The 20,989-nt window shown below is 66.0% G+C and carries 14 protein-coding genes; 4 read left to right on the top strand and 10 right to left on the bottom strand.

Going from position 1 to position 20,989, the window contains the following annotated elements:
• Positions 1-67 precede the first annotated feature (67 nt).
• Positions 68-919: a PHP domain-containing protein gene (locus WFL22_RS02640; RefSeq protein ID WP_336651270.1), complete on the bottom strand. Its 852-nt coding sequence runs from the start codon at positions 917-919 to the stop codon at positions 68-70.
• Positions 920-1,039: 120 nt separating this feature from the next.
• Here WFL22_RS02640 and WFL22_RS02635 point away from each other — a divergent pair, with 120 nt between their 5' ends.
• Together WFL22_RS02635 and WFL22_RS02630 are read left to right on the top strand one after the other, a co-directional pair.
• The gene (locus WFL22_RS02635; RefSeq protein WP_336991348.1) at positions 1,040-2,470 is read left to right on the top strand and encodes an aminopeptidase P family protein; all 1,431 of its coding nucleotides are present in this window, start codon (positions 1,040-1,042) and stop codon (positions 2,468-2,470) included.
• Between the two features lie 74 nt (positions 2,471-2,544).
• Positions 2,545-3,075 carry a hypothetical protein gene (locus WFL22_RS02630; RefSeq protein ID WP_336651272.1) on the top strand — a complete coding sequence of 177 codons (531 nt, stop codon included), beginning with the start codon at positions 2,545-2,547 and terminating at the stop codon, positions 3,073-3,075.
• Positions 3,076-3,157: 82 nt separating this feature from the next.
• On the opposite strand, the gene WFL22_RS02625 is transcribed toward WFL22_RS02630, so the two are convergent.
• Entirely contained in the window at positions 3,158-3,568 is a 411-nt protein-coding gene (locus WFL22_RS02625) for a YchJ family protein (protein ID WP_336651273.1), read from the bottom strand.
• A 168-nt stretch (positions 3,569-3,736) separates the two neighbouring features.
• Between WFL22_RS02625 and WFL22_RS02620 the strand changes: the two genes are divergently transcribed.
• Positions 3,737-3,958, top strand: a complete 222-nt coding sequence (locus WFL22_RS02620; protein ID WP_336651274.1) for a hypothetical protein — start codon at positions 3,737-3,739, stop codon at positions 3,956-3,958.
• Positions 3,959-4,057: 99 nt separating this feature from the next.
• On the opposite strand, the gene WFL22_RS02615 is transcribed toward WFL22_RS02620, so the two are convergent.
• Entirely contained in the window at positions 4,058-5,647 is a 1,590-nt protein-coding gene (locus WFL22_RS02615; protein WP_336991347.1) for an aminotransferase class I/II-fold pyridoxal phosphate-dependent enzyme, read from the bottom strand.
• 125 nt (positions 5,648-5,772) lie between these two features.
• Here WFL22_RS02615 and WFL22_RS02610 point away from each other — a divergent pair, with 125 nt between their 5' ends.
• A complete protein-coding gene (locus WFL22_RS02610) occupies positions 5,773-6,687 on the top strand; it encodes a LysR family transcriptional regulator (RefSeq protein WP_336651276.1) in 915 nt (304 codons plus the stop codon).
• A gap of 31 nt (positions 6,688-6,718) precedes the next feature.
• Here the strand turns inward: WFL22_RS02610 and WFL22_RS02605 are convergent, their stop codons facing one another.
• From WFL22_RS02605 to WFL22_RS02575, 7 genes are all read right to left on the bottom strand, one after another.
• On the bottom strand, positions 6,719-8,194 hold the full coding sequence (locus tag WFL22_RS02605; protein ID WP_442918366.1) for a DHA2 family efflux MFS transporter permease subunit: 1,476 nt from the start codon (positions 8,192-8,194) through the stop codon (positions 6,719-6,721).
• Positions 8,195-8,421: 227 nt separating this feature from the next.
• Positions 8,422-10,005 carry a SpaH/EbpB family LPXTG-anchored major pilin gene (locus WFL22_RS02600; protein ID WP_336991346.1) on the bottom strand — a complete coding sequence of 528 codons (1,584 nt, stop codon included), beginning with the start codon at positions 10,003-10,005 and terminating at the stop codon, positions 8,422-8,424.
• A 65-nt stretch (positions 10,006-10,070) separates the two neighbouring features.
• Positions 10,071-16,493, bottom strand: a complete 6,423-nt coding sequence (locus WFL22_RS02595) for a DUF7927 domain-containing protein (protein WP_336991345.1) — start codon at positions 16,491-16,493, stop codon at positions 10,071-10,073.
• A 401-nt stretch (positions 16,494-16,894) separates the two neighbouring features.
• A complete protein-coding gene (locus WFL22_RS02590) occupies positions 16,895-17,713 on the bottom strand; it encodes an amino acid ABC transporter ATP-binding protein (RefSeq protein WP_336991344.1) in 819 nt (272 codons plus the stop codon).
• On the bottom strand, positions 17,710-18,579 hold the full coding sequence (locus WFL22_RS02585; RefSeq protein ID WP_336991343.1) for an amino acid ABC transporter permease: 870 nt from the start codon (positions 18,577-18,579) through the stop codon (positions 17,710-17,712). Before WFL22_RS02585 ends, WFL22_RS02590 begins: the two co-directional genes overlap by 4 nt.
• A 10-nt stretch (positions 18,580-18,589) precedes the next feature.
• Positions 18,590-19,426 (bottom strand): ABC transporter substrate-binding protein, encoded by an 837-nt coding sequence (locus tag WFL22_RS02580; protein ID WP_336991341.1) that lies wholly within the window; start codon positions 19,424-19,426, stop codon positions 18,590-18,592.
• Between the two features lie 239 nt (positions 19,427-19,665).
• A complete protein-coding gene (locus tag WFL22_RS02575; RefSeq protein WP_442918951.1) occupies positions 19,666-20,982 on the bottom strand; it encodes an amidohydrolase family protein in 1,317 nt (438 codons plus the stop codon).
• Positions 20,983-20,989 lie beyond the last annotated feature (7 nt).

The raw sequence follows: 20,989 nt of genomic DNA, 5'->3' as shown, positions 1-20,989 counted from the left end.
GGGGCTCGGGTGTTTTTGGGGTGCCTTGCACGGGGGGCGGATCTCGATGCTCTGTGGCGGGGTCGCGTCAGCGCGGCGTGGCGACGTGCTCGCGCAAGAGGTGCACGAGGGCGGGGTCAGTTGTGCGCTCCCCTAGCAGGTTGGGTTTGCCTGCCCCGTGATAGTCGCTTGAGCCGGTGATGGCGAGGCCGGTTCGGGTTGCGGCTTCTGCGATGGGCGGCAGCCAGTCGTCGCGGTTCTCCGGGTGGGCGAGTTCGACGCCCCAGAGGCCGGCCGCTGCGAAGTCGCGCAGTTCTTGCGCCCCGGTGGGAGTGCGTTGCCTGAATGCGGCGGGGTGGGCGAGCACGGCGGCTCCCCCGGCGGCTCGCACGAGCCTGATCGCTTCGAGGGTGTCGATGGCGTGGGTGCCGAGGTAGTAGGGCGATCCGGGGTGCAGGATTTCGGCGAACGCGGTGCTGCGGTCTGCGAAGTACCCGGCGGCGACGAGCGCGTCGGCGATGTGGGGGCGGCCGACGGTGCGGGCGTCTTCTTCACCGACCACGGCTTCCCAGGTGATGGCGTAGTCGGTTGAGAGCCGTCGCACCATCTCTTGCGCTCGGGTGAGGCGGGAGCTTCGCACTTCGGCGAGCGCGGCGAAAAGCTCGCCTGCGGCTGGGTCGATGCCATAGCCGAGCAGGTGCCGGGAGCGCCCGGCGTGCTTGGTGGTGATCTCGATGCCGGGAAGAAACGCGATGCCTGCGGTATGCGCGGCGGATCGGGCTTCGTCCCAGCCGTCGATGGTGTCGTGGTCGGTGAGCGCGAAGCCTGCGAGGCCGAGTTCGGCGGCCTCATACGCGATGTCGGCGGGTCGCGTCGTTCCGTCGGAGAACACCGAGTGGGTGTGCAGGTCAAACCCCCGCTGCGTCCCAGATCGCACCATCCCCCCATCCTACGAGTTCCCGCCCTCCTCCCCACACCTATCTCCAGGGGGCGCCACGCAGGCAGCCGTAGCAGGGCGCACACGTCTCATCCGCCCAGGGCGGGGTGAGAGGATAGGGGTATGACCGAGAGCGCGCAGAACACCCACGAGGTGGAGATCGATAACAGCAACCGCAGCACCACCCCGCAGACCGCGGTGTTTCTCGAGTACATTTCTTCGCACTGGGCTGATCGCGCAGATACGATTCCGGATCCGCTGCCTGTTGCTACCTACGCGGCGAGCCGCCGTGCCGCGCTTGGCGCACTGTTCCCCGGCGAACGGCTGGTGCTGCACGCAGGTGCGATGAAGCAGCGTTCGAACGACACCTTCTACCAGTTCCGCGCACACAGTGCGTTTGCGCATCTCACGGGTTGGGGTGCTGAGAGTGAGCCCGGTTCGGTGCTCGTGCTCGACCCTGCGGGCGATGGGCACGAGGCGACGCTCTACTTCCGTGAGCGCGCGGGCCGTGACAGTGACGAGTTCTTCGCCAACCCTGAGATCGGCGAGTTCTGGATCGGCGCGCGCCCGTCGCTCGCGCAGGTTGCTGGTCTGCTCGGCATCCGCACCGCTCCGCTTGCCGAGTTCTCTGCTGCTGAGACAGACCGCACCATCGGGCGCGGCACTGTTGACGCTGACGGGGAGGTTGCGGGTGATGACGAGGAGCTTGCCCGCGCGGCATCCGAGCAGCGGCTGGTGAAGGATGCGTTTGAGCTTGCCGAGATGCAGGCAGCGGTAGATGCCACGGCGCGCGGTTTCGAGGAGGTGCTCGCTGCTCTGCCCCTGGCGAGCGCGCACCCCCGTGGCGAGCGCATTGTGGAGGGCGTGTTCAATCAGCGCGCCCGCCTTGACGGAAACACGGTCGGCTACGAGACGATTGCGGCTTCCGGCCCCCACGCCTGCACGCTGCATTGGATTCGCAATGATGGCCCAGTGCGCAGCGGAGATCTGCTGCTGCTCGATGCCGGTGTCGAGATGGACAGCCTGTATACGGCCGACATTACCCGCACGGTGCCGGTTTCTGGCACCTTTACTGCGGTGCAGCGTCGCGTGTATGAGGCGGTGCTTGAGGCTGCTGATGCTGCGCGCGCGATGGTGCGCCCTGGCATCCGTTTCAGTGAGGTGCACGATGCCGCGATGGCGGTCATCGAGCGTCGCACCCGCGAGTGGGGGTTGCTCCCCGCAGACGATGGCACCGCTTATCACCGCCGCTACATGGTGCATGGCACGAGCCACCATCTGGGGCTCGATGTGCATGATTGCGCGCAGGCCCGCCGCGAGATGTATCTTGACGGCGTGGTTGAGCCGGGCATGGTGTTCACGATCGAGCCGGGGCTGTACTTCCAGCCTGACGATTTGACGGTGCCTGAGGAGATGCGCGGGATCGGTGTGCGTATCGAGGATGACATCGTGGTCACCGAGGATGGCTGCGTGAACCTGTCGGCCGGGATTCCGCGCTCGGTTGACGAGGTTGAGGCGTGGATCCGTTCGGCGCAGGCGCGAGCTCAGGCCTAACCGCCAGCCCATGCCCCACCAGCTCTCCTCGCGCACGCAGCTTGCCGGGGTAGCATCGGTTTCCGATGTCACACATGTCTGTTCGCCCGGGGGTGTCCCGCTGGTCTCGCTTTCTCGGAGCGAGTGCTGCGGCGAGCGTGGTGGTGCTGATGGGTGCGGCGGTCCTCGCCCCGTATTCGATATCGACGGCGTTCGCGGCTGATGGCGGCACCATGCAGCAGCGGCAGCAGCAGCTCGAGGCGGCGCAGGCTTCGTCGGCGCCGATTGATATGAGCGTGGAGGCGTCGCAGCTTCCGGCGGCGGCTGGCTCGGGTGGGAAATCGGCTGCGGCGCTCTACACGCTTGAGCAGTTCATGTTCACGGGTGCTGTGAATTGGGGCGGGTATCGTTTCACCTTTTACAGTCAGCAGGTGCTGCCTGGTTCGGGGCTCAACATTCCTGGCCGCCATGTGAACGAGGCCGGCTATGTGAGCGATGCTGACGGCTTTATCGTGCTGGCGGGCTCGCATCCGAAGGGCACGGTGTTCGAGACGCCTTTCGGCTACCCCGGCAAGATTTACGACCGCGGCACCTTCGGCAATCACCTCGATGTGTACATTCGCTGAGGCGCACGGTTGTTGCGGCGGCGGTGCGCGGCTGTAGCGGATCGTGGGTGAGCCGGTTGCAGATGCGGCGGTCAGTGGCGGATCAGGCGGTGGCGGATCCCGGGTGTTCGTTGATGTCGCCGTCGACGTACACCCAGCGTCCGGCGTTGTCGCGGGCGAAGCGGCTCCGTTCGCTGAGTTCGATGCGGCCTTCGGGGCTGCGCCCTACCGCGGTGAAGGCGACCCTGCCGGTGGTGTCAGTAGCGCCGCCAGCTGTGGTGTCTCTGATGAGGAGCCGCCGCCACTCGATAGTGTCGTCGAGGTCGAGTTGCGCGGGTCGGGTGGACTGGTGCCAGCTTGCGAGCAGGTATGCGGCGTTGCCGAGCGCGAAGGCGCTGAATCGGGAGCGCATGAGGCGTTCGGCCGTGGGGGCTGGGGCGCCCTCGTGCAGCGGCCCGCAGCAGGCGGCGTAGGCGAGCTTGCTTCCGCAGGGGCAGGGGTGCTGGTCATTCACGCTTCCAGCCTAGGCCGCGCCGACGGCACCGGCGGCACCGGCGGCACCGGCATCGTCACCCCTTTGCCCACCCCGCGCACACTCCCCTCCCCGTCGGGATAGGATAGAAGCATTGCGGCGTGCTCTTGTGGCGCCGCTCCAGCACCACGACATTCGCGAGGAGACACCGTGAAGATCCGCACCCGCATCGCCACCGCCGTGACCGCGGCCATTGCCTCGGTTTTCGTGGCGGTTCCCGCTTTTGCTCACGATGGCCACGAGCACGAGTCGATGTTCTCGTCGGCCGGCCAGCCTGTCGATGTGGTGGCGATCTCGATCGTCGGCGTGGTGCTGCTCGCTGTGGTGCTGATCGGCTCGACCCTGATCGGCAACCTCTTCCAGAAGAAGTAGGCTTCCGGGCATAGCGAAAGAGGCGGCGGATCCTTAGGGATCCGCCGCCTCTTTCGGTGTTCGGGCCCGGCACACTGGCCGGGCCCGAATCACCGATGCTCAGACAACGACGCGAATCCCGGCGACCTCAGCGTCGACGGCGCCGCGCACATAGCCTGTGGGCGACGCGGCGACGGCCTGCAGAAAGTCGACGGTGTCGGCGGTGATTTCTTCGCCGGGCAGCAGGTTGGGGATGCCGGGCGGGTAGGCGGCGAGCGTGTCGGCTGAGATGCGGCCGACGGCCTGCTCAGCGGGCACGACCTCGCTGGCACCGAAGTAGGCGTCGCGGGGCAGCATGCGCAGGGCACCGGGCTCGGGCAGCTCCGGGAATGCGTGCGTCGCTTCTGCGCCGAGGCGCGCAGCTTCATGTGCGGTTTCGTCGAGTGCGGCCATGAAGCGGTCGACGTCGATCTCTCGGGTTGCGCCGATGACGGCGACGATGCTGGTAGCTGTCGACATCTCGATGTAGACGCCGTGGCGCTCTTTGAGGGTGCCGCGCACCCAGTGGCCGCTGCGGCCGAGGCGTGACACGTCGATGGGGATGCGCAGGGGGTCGGTGGCGGCGATGTCGGGGAAGGCTGCGAAGCCGTCACCGATATCGGCAAATCGCGGATCCTGCCGCAGCCGGTCTCGGATCTCTGCTGCGGCCTGCACGGCACGTCCGATCCGCTCCTCCCCCGTTGCCATGGCGTGCCGCGCGACGTCAAGCGATCCCATGAGCACGCCGCTCATCGATGTCGATGAGGTCATGCTGTAGGCGCGGGCGACGAGCGGTTCGAGGCGGTCGGCGAAGGGTCCGTGGCCGAGGTGCAGCATGGCCGACTGGGTGAGGGAGCCGGCGAGCTTGTGGGTGCTCGATACGACGAGGTCGGCCCCGAGGCGCGCGGGCGACTCCGGCAGCTCGGGGTGGAAACCGAAGTGGGCGCCCCACGCGTTGTCGACGATGATGGCGGCACCGTGCTTGTGCGACACCTCAGCGAGCCCGGCGACGTCGGCGACGGAGCCGAAATAGCTGGGCGAGACCACGTAGACGCTCGACACGGCGCGGCCGGCGTTGGCTTCGCGGGTGAGGGCGGCGTCGAGGGCTGCAGGGGTGAGGCCGTGGGCAATGCCGTGGGTGGTGTCGACGGCGGGTGCCACGAAGGAGGGCACGAGGCCTGAGAGCAGCACGCCGTCGGTGAGGCTTGAGTGCATGGCGCGTTGGATCATGATGCGCTCGCCGAGGCCGCGCACCGCGATAGCGGCGGTGCGGTTGGCCTGCGAGGCACCGTTGGTGAGGAACCAGCTGCGGCGGGCACCCCAGGCGTCGGCGGCGAGCTCCTGCGACTGCTGGAGGGGGTTGTTCTCGCCGGCGTCGATGCCTTCGAGCAGCAGGGGCACGTCGAGTTGTGCGACACGAGCACCGAAGAGTTGCGCGATGTGTTCGGCGCCGCCTGCAGGGTCGTTGCCGTGCCCGGGCACCATGAGGGAGAGCGGGTGTGAGTCGCCGAACGCAGTGATGGCGTCGGCGTAGGGGGTGCGGTTCTGGTCATGGGCGTAGCGAGGGGCGGCGGGATGCCGTGCGGCATCGTTCGTCGCCTCGGGCGCGGGGAGGCCGGAGGTGCCGGTCGTGCCGGGGAGGCCTGAGGTGGAGGTTTCCTGATGCAGCATGAGCCCAGTTTTTCGCGCGCGCGGTACGCGGGGGAACCCCGCAAAGCCCTCACGGGAACCATATACTGTCTGGAGCGACGCCCGGAGATAGCCCGGTCTCGCTCCAGAAGGTGACGGGAGTACCGATGATCGATCTGCGCCAGCTGCAAGCACTCAGCGCTGTGGCAGCCGAAGGTTCGGTGGCACGCGCAGCCACGCGGCTGGGCTGGAGCCAACCCACTGTCGACTATCACCTCAAAAACCTCGACCGCCTAGTGGGTGCCGATCTCACGATCCGCAGCACCCGTGGCAGCCGCCTCACCACCGCGGGCGCGCTCATGCTCGAGCGCGGCGAGGAAATTCTGGGGCTTGCCGATCGCGCACTCACGGATGTGCGCGACCTGTCGCAGCTCGGGCGGATCCGCCTGCGTTTCGGCATCTTCCCCACGGCCGCTGCCCGACTGCTGCCGGGCATTGTGAGCCGCGTCTCCGAGTTCGGCATCGAACTCGATGCCACCCTCGAAGAGGTGTCCCCGCTGGTGGCGCGCGTGAATCAGCACACGCTCGACGCGGCACTGGTGTACGCGGCTGGCGGCTACGAACTGCCGTTTCGGTCTGAGGTGCACACTACGCGGCTGTTCACGGATCCGCTGCTGATTGCGCTCCCGGCAGCGCACCCGGCCGCGAGCCACACCCGCTTTGACCGAGCTGCACTGCTGTCGCTGGCATCGGATAGTTGGGTGGTGGGCTCCACCCCGGGCGACACGATCGATGATCTGGTGTGCGCACTGTTCGACGCGGAGGGGCACAAGATCGACGTTGCAATCCGCACCGATGACTATTCGGTGATGCTCGGTCTCATTGCGGCCGGGATGGCTGTGGGGGTGGTGCCGAGCCTGGTTGCGGCGAATCCGCCTGAGGGCGTGGTGCTGCGGCCCATCGACGATGCGCGTTTTGCGCGCGAGCTACTGCTCGCCGCACCCGCCGGCCCGGCCGGGCCGGTGACCGCGGTGCGCCAGCTCGCGGAGGCGGTGCGGCGCTCGATTTCTGCGACGGAGTGAGGCCCGTGCGGATCGGCCACCGGCCCGCGCCTCAGTGCCCGCCCGCAACTTCCTGATCGGCGGGCTTGCGCACAAAGTAGGCGAGCACGAGCGGCACGATAGAAATGCACGCCGCCACGAAGAAGGCCGCGTGGGTGCCTGGTTCGCCGGCATCGGCCGTCGACAGGCCACGGGCTTCGCCTGCGTGCAGGAAGGTGGAGTAGATGGAGATCAGCACAGCCGTGCCCGCAGCGCCGCCCACCTGCTGCAGCGTGTTCAGCACGGCCGATCCGTGCGAGTAGAGAGAGCGGTCGAGCGAGCCGAGCGAAGCCGAGAACAGGGGCGTGAACGAACTGGCGAGGCCCACCGACATGGCGATCTGCACCACGACGAGCAACCACACCGGCGTCTGCGTGCCCACCGTCGAATACATGAAAAGCGCTGCGGTGATGAGGGTGGTGCCCGGCACGAGCAGCGTTCTGGGGCCGCGGGCGTCGTAGATGCGGCCCATCACGGGGCCGAGGAGGCCCATCAGGATCGACCCTGGCAGCAGCACCAGGCCGGCGACGGTGGGGTCGAATCCGGCGACGTTCTGCAGGTAGAGCGGCAGCAGTGAGAAGGTGCCGAACATGGAGAGCGCGATCACCGCCATGATCACCACGGAGACCACGTAGTTGCGTGTGGTGAACACGCGCAGGTCGAGCAGTGCGTCGTCGCGCTTCTGCAGGGCGAGCTGACGCCACACGAACAGGCCGAGGAATACCGCACCACCCACGAGCACCGCCCACGGCGGCACGCCGGTGCCGTCTCCCGCTGCGCCGCCGTGGCCGCCGATCTGGCTCAGCCCGAAGACGATGCCACCGAAGGCGAACACCGACAGCACGATCGAGAGCACGTCGATGGGGGCCTCGCGCGTTTCGCCGAGGTTGGTCATCCATTTGGCGCCGAGCGCGAGCGCGACGACCGCGATGGGCAGGATGATGCCGAAGAGCCAGCGCCAGCCGAGGTTGTCGAGCACGACGCCGGAGAGCGTGGGGCCCAACGCCGGGGCGAGGCTGATGACGAGACCGACGCGGCCCATCATGCGGCCGCGCTGGTGAGGCGGCACGACATTCATCATGGTGGTCATGAGCAGCGGCATCATGATGCCGGTGCCCGCGGCCTGCACGATGCGGCCGAGGAGCAGCACGATGAAGCCGGGGGCGATCAGGCAGATCGCGGTGCCGAGCACGAAGGAGATCATCGCGGCCAGGAAGATCTGGCGGGTCGTGAAGCGCTGCAGCAGGAAGCCTGTGGTGGGAATCACCACGGCCATGGTGAGCATGAAGGCGCTGGTGAGCCACTGACCGAGCTCGGGCGGGATGCCGAGCGACACGTTGAGCGCGGGAATCGCGATCGCCATCGTAGTTTCGTTGAGGATGGCGACGAAGGCGGCGACGAGCAGCAGCCAGATCACTCGCATTCCTGCGGGGTCGATGCCGTCGCCCGGCACGGGTGTGGCCCGCTGCGGAGCAGGATCTGTGGTCACGGCAAGACTCCTTGAGATGGTCTGCCTCGGCCGCGGTCGCGCAGAAGACCATTCGGAGGCAGACGCACTAGCTTACGCGCTCGGGTGGCGTCTGTGCAAGGTCTCGTGGGGTGGCGGATCGGGCATTGCGGGTGCGGGGCATGCGGGAGCGGGGCATGCGGGAGCGGCGAAGCCTCCCGACCCTGGGGGTGCTCAGGGCCGGGAGGCTTCGGAGGGGGCAGCCTGGGTTAGGCAGCTGGGGTGGGGGTCTCCTGCTGCTTCTTGCGGCGGCCGAAGATCGCGAAGAGGATGCCGCCGGCGATGAGGATCGCTCCCCCGATACCGATCGCGGTCATGCCGGCACCACCGAGCACGGGCAGGGCGCCTGCGGTGCGCTGCGCGTTGGCGATGTTCACCGTCGCACCGGCGCCCGAGAGATCGGTGCCGGGGTAGACGGTGATCTCGGTCGGTGTGCTCGATGCGACGTAGCCTGCGGGGGCGGCGGTCTCAACCACCCAGTACTTCGTGCCCGCAGCCGACGCTTTCAGACCGCCGATAACCGCGAAGCCGTGATCGGCACCCTGATCCTTCGTGGTGAAGGTCTTGTTGTCGGCGTCAGCACCCGCACCCGGGCCGAAGGTGAGACCGCCCGTGACGGGCTGCCCCGCGGTGACCTGCGCGGCTGCTGCAGTGGCGGCGGCCTGAGTGGTGAACACCTGGAACTTCGCACCCGCGAGACGCTTCGCGGTGTCGCCCTGCACGTGCTTGTTCAGGCGAGCGGTGCCCCACAAGGTCTCGGCATTGGCAAACTTATTGATGCCGTTGACTGCAAACTCGGCTTCATTGCGAACCTTTCCGTTCGCAGGGATCGCCAGCACTCGCGTCTCGTACACGAACTCAATGATTGAGCCCGGACCTGCAGTGTTTACCTTCATGAGCCCACTACCCGAGAGTTCGGTAATTGGCCCCGGGCTCGAACTGGATGCCAGATCTTCAGGATGGAGCGGGACAGGTGCCCCGCCCTTCGGCGTCACGGTCGCGCTATCGGGGAACTGGGTTCCGTCGTCGGCGCTCCACACTTTGTTGGTGTCCCACCGCGCGAGCGAATCGAGATCCGGCATTTCGTACACCCCGTAGGTCGATACCTGGTATCCCGCACTGTCAGGCAGCTTGGTAGACACCCGCCATGTCACCTTGTCACCGATTGCGTGCGCGGACGCATCGTCCACGGTCTTCACCGTGTACGGGTCATCACCGAGGGTGTTCTTTGGGTAGGCGTGCACGTCGTAGCGGAAGGTGCCCGGCTCTGTCGTCGGCATCGGGAGCGTCACCAGGAACGGCTGCGCGGGGGTCTTGATCGAGTTCGACCCCGTATTGGTCTCGGTCACATAGAACAGGCCCACCGGGAGGGTGTTGAACACGGCAAGACCACCGTTCGCGGTCACCTGCTTCACCGGAGCACCCAGCGTTGCGCTGCCCGGAACGAACGGGGTAGTGCCGTTGAGGTACGGCTGGATGGTCGCCCACCCGGCATCGGTGGTGAGATCGACCGGCTTGCCACCAATCTGGGTGACCTGCTGCACGGTGAACTCGATCCCGTTGATCGGGAGCGCGTCGGCGGGCAGGCTGCCGGGGGCGAGTTCCGAGCCGTCACCGGCGACACCCGGGGTGGCGGGCTGCGACAGCTTATGGATGGTGAGGCTGCGCGGCTGGTTCGGGTCGATATTCGACGGCGCCGCGGAGGCCGCGCTGACCGCGACCCCCACCAGCGCGGTCGCACCCAACGCGACAGCCGCGACCGCGGCGCTCAGCCGCCTCGTGGTCCTGGACATAGTGTGTTTCCTTTCCTCCACCCCCGAGGGGGAATCCTTTGGTGTTACAAAAACTGCAATTCAAATCACGCTTCAGGCACGGACGACCCGGCCGTCTGCGGCACCCGGCGGCGACGCCAGAACACGGCAGCGAGCAGGCCGGCCGCGACAATCAAGCCACCCCAGGTGAGAATCCCCTGCACGGTCGCACCGCCCAGCACCGGGAGCGGGAACGCAAACCACTGCGGCGTCGCAAGCGACACCTTGCACGCAGGCTGCGCACCCCCGCACCCGGTCGGCTTCACCACACCATCACCGGTGACGCTGTTGACGAGCGGCACCCCGTAGGCGTCGTTGTTCACGGTGACCGTGTAGGAGACCTGCTGCGACAGACCCGGCGCCACATTCGGCACCTGCCACGACAACTGCGACCCGGCACGCGTCACCCCCGCGGGCAGGTTGCCGGTGAGCTTCGCACTGTTCAGCACCTGCGACGCATTATCCTGCACCACCAGGCCAGACAGGGACACGTCCCCCGTGTTCGTGGCCGTCAGCGTGTACGTGACTTTCTCACCCGGCCGCACCGTCGCACCATCCGCAACGGGCACAGCCTTCCCGCCGCGCTCCACGGTGGCGGACTTCGACAGCTCCCACGACCGCTTCCCGAGCGACGCTTCAAAATCATCAGACGCGGAGACGAGCATGCCCGTCGTCGCCGATCGGCCGTTCAGGGTCACCCGGTCCTGATGCTTCGGATTCGCGGCCGAGAGAGCTGGGAGGGTGGCCGTGCAGGTAATCGAATCGACAGACTCGCTGAGCAGCACCACGGGATCCCCCGCATGGTCCAGCATCGGGCTGCCCAGCGTGATCTCTCCCCCACCCATGCCCTGGAAACACTGGAGCCCGGTCAGCGCGGGCCCCGCCAGCGTCGCATCAGAGAGCGTCAGATCAGTCAGCGCATCCGTGCCCGTATTCGCGAACCGCATCGACACCGTCAACGGATCACTCATACCCTGCGCATTCGGTGCCAGCACTGCCGGGTCACCCAGCGCGCTCGACTTCACGGCAGTGAGGGGGCTTTTCGCGACCGTGACCCCGAGGTCGACCCAGTGGTCCGAGCCCCCGGCGGCTACCGTCAACGGTCCAGCCGCGCTCGTCAGCGGATCAAAACAACTCGCAGGTCCACCGACCGGACAGTTCTGCTGCCCCGGAAACATCGGAATAATGCCATAGCTGTACTTCGATGCGTCTTGTCCCGGGCCGACAATATTGTCGACAACCGCCTGGGTGGGCCTCTCACCCAACACTCCAGTCATCACCCGATAACCAGAACTCGGAGGAAGATTCTCGAAAACGAAATAGCCGGGCGCATGCCCTTCCACCCGCCCCGAAGCAGTCTCTCCAACTTTGAGACCCTGAGCATTGAACACGCTCATCGGCACCCCAGTCACGTACACCCCGCCACCGGCAGAGAAATCACGACCGTTCACCGAGGTGTACACCGTGCCTTCAAGCTTCCCCGGCGTCGTCTTCGCCACCGGAACCTCCACCGGCACCTGATCACACGAATCCGGGGTCGTCGCATTCTGGCCGTTGGCCTTCGTGTCGCAGGACGCATTGCCGGGAATACCGGTGGGGTCAGGGCTCGCACCGGGATCCTTCGGCAAGATCGGCTTCGCACGACCCGCCGAAGCATTCTTCGCAATCCCCGCGTACGGGGTCGACGGCGACGTGAACCACGCCTGATTCAGCACATTGCGGGCGGCGGCACCCTGGTTCGTCTTGCCCCGTACCACGACCTCAACCTTGCCCCCAGCAGGGATACGGTCGATACCGTACTGCCGCTCCACAAACCGCGTCGCACCATCCGCGACGGGAGTCACCGCCTTGGGTGACAGAGAGTCGGCGAGAGCACCTGGTTCGGGTAGTCCCTGAACTAGCTGCGCCGATGGATTCGACGCAGTTGAATTGTTTCCGTTCGCGCCTTGCTGGCCGACCCCCCACGAGTAGACTTTTCCGTCAGCCCCTCGCGCGAAACCCCCAGGAGTATCGCGTCCAACCACCTGTGTAACTCTCTGGGGAAGCCCCTGCACCAGCGCCGCCGTCGCATTGTCAGTGGTACTGCCGTTTCCGTTCGCACTAAAGTCGCCGTATCCCCAGGAGTACACGCGCCCATCACCAGCCAACGCAAAGCCACCGGAGCTGGCGCGTACGATCACCTGCGTAATGCTCAGAGGCAGACCCTGTACGAGCTGCGCCGTCAGGTTGTTCCCGGTACCACCATTCCCATTCGCACCCTTACTACCTGACCCCCAGGAATACACGCTCCCATCACCAGCCAACGCAAACCCGCCATAGTCGCTGCGGGCAAACACCTGCGTGATACCCGCAGGCAGACCCTGCACCAGCTGCGCCGTCAGATTGTCACCTATACCACCATTCCCATTCGCACCATTGCTGCCGCTTCCCCAGGAGTACACGCGGCCATCACCAGCCAACGCAAACCCGCCGGAGTTGCTGCGGGCAAACACCTGCATGACACCCGCAGGCAGACCCTGCACCAGCGCCGCCGTCAGGTTGTTGCCGGAGCCGCCGTTCCCGTTCGCACCACTGCTGCCGTACCCCCAGGAATACACACGCCCATCACCAGCCAACGCAAAGCCACCATCGCTGGAGCCGCCGCGGGCGATCACCTGCGTGATCCCCGCAGGCAGACCCTGCACCAGCTGCGCCGTCAGATTGTCACCGATACCACCATTCCCATTCGCACCATTGCTGCCGCTCCCCCAGGAGTACACGCGCCCATCGGTCGCCACCGCGAACGCACCGTATCGATCTCGAGCGATCACCTGAGTGATCCCCGCAGGCAGGCCCTGCACCAGCTGCGCCGTCAGATTGTCACTGATACCACCATTCCCATTCGCCCCGTTTTCGCCGATCCCCCAGGAGTACACGCGCCCATCGGTCGCCACCGCGTATGCACCATGCGAAGAGCGAGCGACCACTTGCGTGATCCCCACCGGCAGTCCCTGGACCAGCTTGGCAACGAGGTTGTCGGCGGTCGATCCATTACCATTCGAACCACTGCTTCCACGCCCCCACGCGTACACTCGCCCAAAGTCGGTAATCACGTACCCACCTCTCTCGCGGCGCGCAACAACCTCTTTCACGGGTTCCCCGATTTGCCCGTAGATCGCTTCCATGTCATAGACGCCGTCGCTGGCGGTGTCGGTGAGGGTGCCCGCGGTGATGTCGGTGTCGCCGAGGTTGGTGATGGTGACCTGCCACGCCACATCACAGATGCCCGTGGTGTCATTGCAGGTGACTTGGCCGGCGCTCTTGTCGATGTCGACCTTGGGGTGGGTGTCAGCGAAGCCGAAGTCAACACTGCCCACGGTGCCGCCGAGGCTCACCGTAAACGGGGTGGACGCGAGCTGCGCTTTGGTGAGGCGCTGGCCTCTGTAGGAGTAGGTGGGGTCGACGTTCGCCGTTTTCCCGTAGTAGCTCGTCGTCGACGCTGGCAGATTCGCGCCGCGGCCAGTGATCTTCACTACATAGTCACCCGAGCGCACATTCGCGAACGAGTAGTCGCCGCCCGCACCAGTGGTGACGGTCTGCACCGGGTTCTGCTCCGCCACCCCGTTCGTCGCCTTGAACAACCCCACGGAGACACCCTGATAGCCGGGCTCACCGGCCTTCTTCACGGCGTCACTGTCGAGGTCATTCCAGACCGTGCCGTTGACCGTGCCAAGCACGGTGTCAATCTTTCCCGGCCACGGGGCCGGACCCGCCGCTCCCCCACCCGTGGGGGTGACACCGCCCGCCCACAGCACATGGGCGTCACCGGCCGTGTTGCCACTACTGGCAGTCATGACCGTGAGGCGCGCGTTCGCGCCCGTGTCTGCTGCGGGCAGCACCACCTTGAGCGCGGTCGCCGCAGCAAGCTGCGCCGGGGTCACACCAGTCACCGGCAGCCAGGTGCTCTCCGCGGGGACCAGGCTCGGGTTTGCTTGGGTGGTGTAGAACAGGGTCGCACCCGCCGTGGTCTGCTCGGTCACCAGTGATGAGGTTGTGAGGGTGCGGGTGCCGCCGAAGTGGGAGCCGCCACCTGACCAGGTGGGCACGAGCGCCCCATAGCGGGCCGCGTCACCCGGGCTGGGCAGCGCGACCACGGTTTCCGAAGCGCCAGAGGAGGCGAGGTCGACCGTCCAGGAGAGCGCGTCACCGGGTTGCACTTTGACGGGGGCCGCGGTGACCTGCGCCAGTGATGACGATTGGGTGAGCACCGCCAGGAGAGCATCGGCGGCGGCGGGCACGGGCATGGCCGAGCCTGCGGGCTGCTCCCCCGTGAGCGCGAACGCTGCAGCATTCGAGACGGCGGTGCGGGCGGTCTGGGTGGCCTGCGCGGTGTACTTAATCTCAGGCAAGGCGGCGATGCGGGTGGTTGCGTTCCACGACTGCGCATACATCGGCGCGCTCGCGGGGGTGAAGGTGAGGGTGGCGGGCTTCGACTGCGCATCACCACACACCCTGCCCGAGGGGCCAGCGATGGCGTCGGTGACGGTCACCATCCAGCCCGGGGTCTGATTCACCGGGGCCGTCACACAACGGTCGAGGGTGACGGTCACCTGCGGGGCGAAGCCCGCACCCACAATCACGGGCTTTTCAATCCGCGGGGTGACCGTGTAGGTGGCAGCCCCGCCCGGGTACACGCTCGTAGTGCTCACCGTGTGTGTCAGCTGCAGGGTGGGGGTTTCGGGGAACACGAGCCGCACCACACCCGGGGCGGAGACCACGCTCCCGGTGCCCACCCGGCCACGCAGCGTGTCCTGAGCAAGCACCCCGACCCCCGGGGTGACGCCCTCACGAATCCGTGAGGGCAGGGTCACGGTGTACTTGCCCGCACCGGGGTCGGTCGCAACCGGGAGCGCACCGGGGGCAAAGACCACGCGCAACGCGCGGGCATCCTGCGGGGCTTGCTCTTGCTCCACCCAGCCCGCAGTCACTGCGGTGTCGGCGACCGGGGTGCCGGTTGCGGTCGTCGACCAGAACAACCGATACTTCGACCCATCCACCGGGTTCCCGTCAGGGCCGGTCACATTCACGAGACCGTCCACGCGTTGCAGGGCGGGATCCCACTCGTCCGACACCACGATCTCGGGCGACCGGGCGGGCTGACCCTGGGCTTGGAGCTCGTTGGTGTAGACGGAGAGCTGCTGCCGGAACTGCGCCCCCGGCGCCAACTCCGCAGGCGTTGACGGGTTCGATACCCCCGTCTGGGCGGCATTCACCCAGAAGCGGTTGCCCGGCTCGAACTTCGACACCGAATCATCACGGGGGTACTCCACTTGCTTCCCGAACTGCGCCCCCGGCGTGGGCACGGGCCGGTACACCGTGACGGCAGAGAAGTCATTGTTGGGGAACGGGGTGCCCGCGGTCGCACCCGTCGCCGCATCGTACGTCGCGAAGGTCTTCGGTTTGCCACCACCGGGCTGCGAACCATCACCATTGTTCAGATAGTCGGCCGTTGCGAACGCGGTCTTCGCGACATCCAACTGCACTTCGTACGTCTTGGAGTCGCCCTCGGCAAGCTCGGGCCACTTCCCACCCGGCAACGCAAACGTCAGCGTCTGCGTGCCCGAGATCGCGCCCTGAATCCACCCGTCCGTCACGGGCAGCGTATAGGTCCCCACCTTCCACACCGTGCCCGCGGGGAACGCCGACACATTCACCCGTGTCTGCCACGCGGTCGACGCGGTTGCACCCTTCGACGGAGAGAACCCCGGCTTACGCAGTTGGGTGGGGCCCACAATGAAGCTGCCCGTGCCATCCCCGTTCCACAGATACGACGACGAACCGGGGCGGATCGTGAGATCCGCCAACGGTGCCGACACCACCGACACCGCACCACCCTCGACCGAGGTGTACAACTGCTGCCCCTGCACGCCCAACTGCGCCGTGATCTTCTGACCCGCCTGCACCGCCCCGGCGCTATCCGTCGCCGTTGCCACCACGGTGCGGGTCACACTCGCCGACACTCCCGCCGACACACTGAACACGCACGCACCCGACACCACCGACGCCGACGCCCCCGGCACCGACTGACAGAACTGCGCCAAAGAACCAGGCGACACCGACAAATGCGAGGCACCCGCGAACTTCACCGACACCTGCCGCGCCGCACCCGGCAAAAACCTGAGCGCCAACTCGTAGCCGACCATATCACCCGAGGACACCACCCCGTCAGTGGCCGTGTTATCACCCGGCGAGAACCCATTCGCGGTGTTCACAAACGACGCCGACGACGTGCCATGCCCCGTGCCGTCAAACACCTTCGTAAACGTCATCTCGGTCAACGGGTTCGGGCCCGGAGCCGCAGACGCCAAACCCGCACCCACAGCCACCCCGCCACCCGCAAGCAGCGCCACAACCGCCACCCACGCCGTGCTGCGCCGAAACACCCCACGCAAACGTGCCCACGACGAACGGCGCGAACGAAGGGAACTCATACACGCACCCCGAAGCAGAGCTGCCGCGGCCGGTGAGACGCCGCCGATACCTTCAAGCTGTTCACCGAACGGGACAAGATACGATCTGCCACGTCAGGCTGAGGCTCGCGAGCACCATCAACGCCTGCAGTTCGCACGAAAGCAACACCCCTCAGAGCCACAACACCAGCACCATCCCCGATGCCGCCTCGTTCCCCTCAACGCACTGCAGACCCCGGATCGGAAAAGCCTACCGAAGGCACACCGAACACACAGGCAAAAGTGGGCAAAAATCACCCTCAACGCACTCAAAATTCACCCGCGACCCACGCACACAACACAAACGGGGCCCCTCGTAGCCGCGTGTCGCAACGACACCCGACCACAAAGGACCCCGATCAAAGATTGAACGCTAGCGCGCGTCACTCCCCAAACGGATCACGCACCCGAGCCAAAAACTCCCGAGTCTCCTCCCGCTGAGGATTGTCGAAGATCTGCTCAGGCGACCCCGACTCCACAATCACGCCATCCTTCAAATAGACCACGCGATCCGCCACCCGACGCGCAAACGACATCTCATGCGTCGCCATCACAATCGTCGAACCCGCGGCCTTCAACTCGCGCACCAGATCAAGCACCTCACCCACCAGCTGCGGGTCAAGCGCACTCGTAATCTCATCAAGCAACAACAGCTCAGGATCAGTCGCAATCGCACGCACAATCGCCACACGCTGCTGCTGACCACCCGAAAGGCGATCAGGAAACTCCTTCGCCTTATCGGCAAGACCAATACGGGTCAACAACGCAAGCCCCGCACGCTCAGCCTCACCCCGAGACACGCCAACCACCTTACGCGCAGCAAGCGTGACATTGTCGATCACATTCATGTGCGGAAACAGGTTGTAGTGCTGAAACACCACGCCGATCCGCGCCCGCACGCGATCAGGATCCACCCGCGGATCAGTGATGTCCTCAAGTTCACCCGCAGTGCCACCATCATCCGCAGACGCGCGCGCCAGCAAAATACGGCCATCATCGATCTGCTCAAGCAAATTGATCGTCTTCAACAACGTTGACTTGCCCGAACCCGAAGCGCCAATCAGCACCACAACCTCATGCCGATCAACAGTGAGATCAATGCCGCGCAACACCGGATGCTCGCCAAAACGCTTATGCACCCCCCGCACCTCAAGCACGGGCCGCGCCACGGGATCCGCCACCCGCTCCACCGATGCGGTCATACGACGCCCCCCACCTGCTCACGCTTCTGCGCGCGAGCCGTCAACCAATCGGTAAGCCGAATAAACGGCCACGACAACAGCACAAACAGCACGCCAGCAAGCACATACGGCGTGAAGTTATAGCTCGACGCCACCTCAATCTGCGCCGCCCGCACCGCATCAACAGCACCGAGCACCGAGATCAAACCCACATCTTTCTGCATCGACACAAAATCGTTCATCAGCGCCGGCGTCACCTTGCGCACCGCCTGCGGCATCACCACAAGCCGCAACGTCTTCCCGTGGCTCAAACCCAAGGAACGAGCAGCAAGCCGCTGCGAAGGATGCACCGCATCAATACCCGCGCGCAACACCTCAGCCACATACGCCGAATAACTGAGGATCAGCGCAATCGTGCCCCAGAACTGAGCCGGCATACGCCCCGTCAGCTCGAGGCCCGGAATGCCAAAGCCCACAAGATACAACACCAACAGCACCGGAATACCGCGGAAAATATCGGTGTAGCCCGCAGCCAGCAAACGGATGGGCGTAAATACCGGCCCCTTCAAGGTGCGCGCCACCGCGAGCAGCGTGCCCAGAATCGCCACACCAATCGCCGATACGAACAACACCTGCACGTTCAGCCACAGGCCCTCGATCACCCGAGGGAACGACTTCACAGCCACCTCGACGTCGAAGAACGTCTCGCTCACCCGGCTCCAGCCAGGACTATTCACGAGCACAACAGCAATCACCGCAGCAAACACGAGCGTGCTCAGCACACTGAACAGAATCGACCGCTGCTTGCGGGCACGACGGAAAGCGCGCCGTTCGAGCTCGATAGCCGAGGGCTCGAACGGCGCGCTGCCGGGAAGAGAAGAGGTCACGAGGAAATGACTACTTCAGAACCGGAGCACCCTGGTCAGCGATCCACTTCGCCGCCAGCTCATCAAGCTTGCCGTTCTCGCGGAGGGTATCCAGCGCCTTCGACACCTTCGACGTCAGCGACGAACCCTTCGGCAGCACGAACGCGAACTCGTCGCCACCCTCAGCCGAATCAAGCTGACCCACGATCACACCGTCATCGAGCTGCGCATCACGCACGTAGAACGCACCCGGCAGATCAGTGACCATCGCGTCGATCGTGCCGTTCTGCAGGGCCGCAACCGTGTCATCGACGTTGTTGAAGACCTGGATCTGCTGGTTCGGTGCGATCACCTCTTCAGCAACCTTCAGCGAAGTAGTGCCCGAAGCGACACCGATCACGGTGTCCTTCAGATCGGCGATGCTCTTCGCGTCAGCCGCGGGCGTGCCACCGGCAGCCACCACAGCCTGCGTGGTCTCGTAGTACGGCGACGAGAAGTCGACAGCCTTCGCGCGCTCCTCGCTCACCGAGAACTGCTGCACATTGAGATCCCAATCCTTCGGGCCCGGAGCGATCGCCGAGTCGAAGCTCGAACGCACCCACACCACATCGCCCTCGGCGTAGCCCATCTCCTCAGCCACGGCGTACACGACTGCGGCCTCAAAGCCCTCGCCGCTCTCGGGATCATCGTTCAGCACCCACGGGGCGTAGGCGGGCTCGCCGGTAGCAACAGTGAGCTTGCCTTCGGTGACCGGGCCAACCTCAGCAGCGCCGCCATCAGACGAAGCGCCGCTGGTGCAAGCGGTGAGGGCGAGCAGGGCCGCGGCGCCGGCAGCGGCGGCCGCAACAAGGCGGGAGGTGCGTGACATGGGGGCTCCTTCGATCAGTGCAGAGGCGCGGGCGCGTCCGGGCATGGCGCAGCCGCGCCGACCACAGACCAGTCTATGAGATTCCAGGCCGCACACCGCACCGCGCGTCATCGGGAGTCACACGAGCCGCACCCCTCCCCGACAGGTCGCCATCCGTCGAGAGGCGGATTTCGCATGCGAGATCTCGGCTCGCCATGCAATATCCGCCTCTCGGCGGGGCGTGACGCTGCGAGCGCGCGCTACGCGCGGAAGCGCTCCACACCCTCGACCACGGTGCGGCGAACACGGCCGACGCCATCTTCAACCAGCTCAGCCAGGGCTGCATCAGGGTGCCGCGACGCACACTCGAAGAACGCAAGATCAGCCATCGCGCCGACCCCGAGCTGCCCAATACGACGCTTCCCCACATGCTGCCCCAGGGCCGCAGCCCCGCCCAGGGTGGCCGCCGTGAAGAGGCGCTGATGCAGGTCATCGTCACGGTAGCCCTGCGACCGCGCCACCCGATACAACGCAGCAACATCAGCCATCAAGTCGAGCGAGGGCGAAGACGAAAGCGAGTCAGTGCCGACCGCGATCAGGTTGCCCTCACGCAGATACGAAGCCACAGGAGGCATGTCGAGGCCAATCACCTCGTTCGACCTCGGGCACAACGCCACGCTGGTGCCCCTGGCGCGCAGCAGCGCGCGATCCTCGGCACTCACATACACGCCGTGCGCAATATGACAGTCAGGCCCGAGCACCCCGAGATGATCCACAAACTGCGTCGACGAAACGCCGATGCCGTGCGAACGCAGCGCGCGGAAACTGTCTGCGCCCAGCTCGGGCCACTCACCATGCCCGCCCGGCCCAGCACCCACATAACCGTCGATGCCATCGAACTCGCGCTCCATATGCGCTTCGGCAAGGTGAATATGGAGCCGCAACCCCTCCTCGCGCACAATGTCGGGCAACTCCAGCAGCGGCTGCACCTCAAGCGAGTAGGGAGCGTGCGGCGAAACACCAGCCCCGGGCGGCGTAGGAATCGCGCGGATCTGCTCACGCACCTCGTCGCGGGCAGCAGCATCCCAGTCGGCGTTGCTCTTGCCGTACACCTCCCAGTAGGCAATGCCGTGCATACCTGCATCGTGCAGCGCACTCAACGCCTCACGGTCGGTCACAACATCGGCCGCAGCGGTCACACCCGCAGCGAGACTCTGCCGTGCACCATCAGCTGCGGCAGCAGCCCAGTCGTGCCCACCACGCTCATACACCACGTCGAAGGCGTCACCCCAGTCGTCAAACCCGTTGTAGCTGCGCTGCGCCACCTCGGCCATGCGCGTGTACTGCAGATGGGTGTGCGCGTTCACCAGGCCGGGGGCGAGCACGCCCTCCCAGTGCTCCTCGCGATGCTCGACCCCGCGGGCGGCAAGCGCATCAAGCACCCAGCGGCGATCCCCCACATGCAGGATGCGCCCGTTCTGCACAGCCACGGCGCCGTCTTCAATGCGCGGGCTGACGACGGGGAAGACGAGGGAAGCGCTGTAGACGACGATCTCGGGTGCTGTGCTCACCCGCACGAGTCTA

This window comes from Leucobacter sp. VD1 (assembly GCF_037150695.1).
Taxonomy (GTDB): domain Bacteria; phylum Actinomycetota; class Actinomycetes; order Actinomycetales; family Microbacteriaceae; genus Leucobacter.
This window is presented reverse-complemented; position numbering and strand designations above follow the sequence as displayed.